Raw genomic sequence first — 880 nt, 5'->3', positions numbered from 1 at the left:
ACTGCTAATGCTTTCGCATAAAACGAGTGGGTCAGCATTCGTTGTAAGTTTTTAACCCTACGCCAATCGCGTTCCTGTGTTGCCTTCGCAATCCGCACCTGCATTCCTTTCACATACCTATTCACCTTATACCAATCAATATAATGCCATTGTGATATGTGTGAGGTCGTTGGAGCTGGACTGCCTACTAATTTCTTAGTATGATGAGTTTGCTCTTTCATACTTACCTCCGTGAAGAGATAAGCCTTTCTTGGTAATTAAATAGCTCCTCTAGCAGTTTTGGGTACTTACAAGAGTTGCTATTGTTACCAATAGACTTACACTCTTGTTATCTATGTGAGATAAAGAGTGCTTGCGTTGGTTTATTTGATTATTACTAATCAGCAAGCCAACGCTCGCTTTCTTATATCTCTGCCAAAACCACTAAGGAATTGTCAGACATCTTGCGATGAAAGACCAGTTAGAAGTCTGCACCCTTTCGGGTTAGGTCATCTCTCATACCCTATTTGCACCATTACAGCACAATATTCGCTTTCTCTAACCTCTTTTACCTACATTTCCAACAGTATCACTTACGCTTTACCTGCCTATTCAGGCGAAAATATAGGCTTACCAAGTTCCATTATCACCACACGAGTGGGGAAGATACAGTCTGTTCTCCGACAGTGTTTCGGTAACGTATTCCCACAAATAAAAGGAATAACCCACTGCATACCATTTTGGTTAGAGCCAATAACTACCGTAGGCTCTTCAAATCTAACGAAGTTTATCAACTGTTCACTTACGTTTATCTTTCCACTCAACCTAGCCACTCAGCATTATGTAGTTTAATGCTTTCTTATTGTCTTCTCACGATTTCAATAACCCTTTCAGGGTGTAC

At 40.5% G+C, this 880-nt stretch carries 2 protein-coding genes; both read right to left on the bottom strand.

The window, feature by feature from the left end; translation table 11 throughout:
• The coding region (locus ACWIW0_RS11295) for a reverse transcriptase N-terminal domain-containing protein (RefSeq protein ID WP_454453393.1) at positions 1 to 221 on the bottom strand (221 nt) is incomplete at its 3' end.
• 366 nt (positions 222 to 587) lie between these two features.
• Entirely contained in the window at positions 588 to 773 is a 186-nt protein-coding gene (locus tag ACWIW0_RS11290; RefSeq protein WP_218195076.1) for a hypothetical protein, read from the bottom strand.
• Between the last annotated feature and the right edge of the window lie 107 nt (positions 774 to 880).

The sequence above is a fragment of the Ursidibacter sp. B-7004-1 genome (assembly GCF_053654055.1).
The sequence above is the reverse complement of the archived record's forward strand: the minus strand, read 5'-3'. Positions and strand labels throughout refer to the sequence as shown.